The organism is Salinimicrobium xinjiangense DSM 19287, from assembly GCF_000423585.1.
Lineage (GTDB): Bacteria > Bacteroidota > Bacteroidia > Flavobacteriales > Flavobacteriaceae > Salinimicrobium > Salinimicrobium xinjiangense.
Genome location: NZ_AUIG01000052.1, coordinates 1 through 1183 on the forward strand (window position 1 = coordinate 1; position 1183 = coordinate 1183).

Sequence of the window (1183 nt, forward strand, 5' to 3'; positions counted from 1 at the left end):
GCTAACATCTCCTCTTAACCTTCCAGCACCGGGCAGGTGTCAGACCCTATACGTCATCTTTCGATTTAGCAGAGTCCTGTGTTTTTGATAAACAGTCGCCTGGACCTTTTCACTGCGGCCCACATTGCTGTGGGCGACCTTTCTCCCGAAGTTACAGGTCAATTTTGCCTAGTTCCTTAGCCATGAATCTCTCGAGCACCTTAGAATTCTCATCCCAACTACCTGTGTCGGTTTGCGGTACGGGCTGCTTTACTCGCTTTTCTTGGAAGTCGATATTCAGGATTATCACCGCCGCCGTAGCTTTGGTGTACTATCGCCGTGTTACCACTGGCTTCAACGCACAATTCCGTCTGTGCGCACCTAATTCTCGCCTCCGTCACTTTTAACGTAAAGCAGGTACCAGAATATTAACTGGTTGTCCATCGACTACCCCTTTCGGGTTCGCCTTAGGCCCCGACTAACCCTCAGCTGATTAGCATAGCTGAGGAAACCTTAGTCTTTCGGTGTGCGGGTTTCTCGCCCGCATTATCGTTACTTATGCCTACATTTTCTTTTGTAACCAATCCAGCAAACCTCGCAGTTCACCTTCAACTTTGTTACAATGCTCCCCTACCACTCTATACTAATGTATAGAATCCATAGCTTCGGTAGTATGTTTATGCCCGATTATTATCCATGCCGAACCGCTCGACTAGTGAGCTGTTACGCACTCTTTAAATGAATGGCTGCTTCCAAGCCAACATCCTAGCTGTCTAAGCAGTTCAACCGCGTTTCTTCAACTTAACATACATTTGGGGACCTTAGCTGATGGTCTGGGTTCTTTCCCTCTCGGACATGGACCTTAGCACCCATGCCCTCACTGATCAACATCATTTTATAGCATTCGGAGTTTGTCAGGAATTGGTAGGCGGTGAAGCCCCCGCATCCAATCAGTAGCTCTACCTCTATAAAACTAATTAATCGCTGCACCTAAATGCATTTCGGGGAGTACGAGCTATTTCCGAGTTTGATTGGCCTTTCACCCCTACCCTCAGGTCATCCCAAGACTTTTCAACGTCAACGGGTTCGGTCCTCCACTATGTGTTACCACAGCTTCAACCTGCCCAAGGGTAGATCACACGGTTTCGCGTCTAACACTACCAACTAAAGCGCCCTATTCAGACTCGCTTTCGCTACGGCTCCA

1 rRNA gene is annotated in these 1183 nt (G+C 48.2%); it reads right to left on the minus strand.

Annotated features, from left to right (window positions below):
* A 23S ribosomal RNA gene (locus G564_RS0113080) occupies window positions 1–1183 on the minus strand; the annotation flags it as partial.